The organism is Centipeda infelix ATCC 43532, from assembly GCF_000234095.1.
GTDB lineage: Bacteria > Bacillota > Negativicutes > Selenomonadales > Selenomonadaceae > Centipeda > Centipeda infelix.
The window spans coordinates 1-1,169 of the sequence record NZ_JH376807.1; the positions used below are offsets into that span (position 1 = coordinate 1).

Here is a 1,169-nt window from a genome sequence, read left to right on the forward strand (position 1 = left end):
ACCTCAGGGGCTAACAACTCTCCTTAACCTTCCTGCACCGGGCAGGCGTCAGCACCTATACTTCAGCTTGCGCTTTCGCAGGCACCTGTGTTTGTGGTAAACAGTCGCTTGGGCCTCTTTTCTGCCGCCGCCAACAGCTCCAACAGTAAATGTCTTCACCATCAACGGCCATCCTTTTCCCGAAGTTACGGATGCATTTTGCCGAGTTCCTTAACGAGGGTTTTCCCGCGCACCTTAGGATTCTCTCCCCGCCTACCTGTGTCGGTTTTGGTACGGGCAGACGTCTTCTCGTTAGAAGCTTTTCTTGGCAGTGTAGTGCAGCTGAATTCAGATTGACCGTAGTCTTTCCTATCTATCGGTTCTCGGCCTTATAGTATGGGGATTTGCCTCCATACCAGCCTACCGCCTTCGACGCGCCCAACCATTCGCGCGCTCAGCTTCCTTCCTGCGTCACTCCATCCTCAAACGAAGACGCCCGGTACTGGAATTTTCGCCAGTTGTCCATCGCCTATGCTTTTCGCCTCGGCTTAGGTCCCGACTAACCCCGGGACGACGAGCGTTGCCCGGGATACCTTAGGCTTTCGGTGGACAGGATTCTCACCTGTCGTTTCGCTACTCATACCGGCATTCTCACTTCTTATCCGTCCAGCAGTCCTTCCGGTCTGCCTTCGTCCAGATAAGAACGCTCCCCTACCCAGTAGTATACACACCGGCACAACGCTCAAAAGGCTTGTTAAAATCGCTCTCTGCTGCGAGTATGTCGCTCTGTATAGCGCTGCTATGCATCGCTCCATCGCCTTGCAGATACCAATTTTTCCTGCGCCTTGAGCGCTCTGTCGATATGTACACTCCTGCCGCGGCTTCGGTTCTGTGCTTTAGCCCCGGATATTTTCGGCGCAGAGCCTCTCGACCAGTGAGCTATTACGCACTCTTTTAATGGTGGCTGCTTCTGAGCCAACATCCTGGTTGTTTTCGAAGTCCTACATCCTTCTCCACTTAGCACAGCATTTGGGACCTTAGCCGGCGGTCTGGGCTGTTTCCCTCTTGAATACGGGTCTTATCACTCGCATTCTGACTCCCAGGCTGCCCATATGAGCCATTCGTAGTTTGACTGGGGTCGGTAGGCTTTACGCCCCTTGCCCGATCAGTGCTCTACCGTCTCTATGGTG

General features: G+C 53.8%; 1 rRNA gene. It reads right to left on the reverse strand.

Going from position 1 to position 1,169, the window contains the following annotated elements:
- Positions 1 to 1,169, reverse strand: a 23S ribosomal RNA gene (locus HMPREF9334_RS12385); the annotation flags it as partial.